The organism is Monashia sp. HAY1-5C (assembly GCF_056755255.1).
This window is the reverse complement of the sequence record NZ_JBPGXG010000793.1, coordinates 1-235: the sequence shown is the minus strand read 5'-3', so window position 1 is coordinate 235 and position 235 is coordinate 1. Positions and strand designations below refer to the sequence as shown.

The 235-nt window shown below is 60.9% G+C and carries 1 protein-coding gene; it reads left to right on the top strand.

Annotated features, from left to right (window positions below):
* Positions 1–235: hypothetical protein (locus ACR9ZK_RS23575; protein ID WP_481344333.1), on the top strand; the 235-nt coding region annotated here is incomplete at both ends.

The window sequence follows — 235 nt, the reverse complement described above, 5'->3', positions numbered from 1 at the left end:
AGTCGCTGCTGGTGCACCGCCTGAACGTGGCCCTGTCGCTGCGCGAGCGCCTGTTCGACAAACCGTTCTACCGCCTGGTCTACGGCGACTCCGATCTGCTGCCGGGTCTGGTGGTCGACCGTTTCGGCGACATCCTCGTGGTGCAGATCGCCTCGGCGACCATGGAAGCGCATAAAGATGACGTGATCGCTGCACTGACTCAAGTGCTCAAGCCAAGCGGCATTCTGTTCAAGAA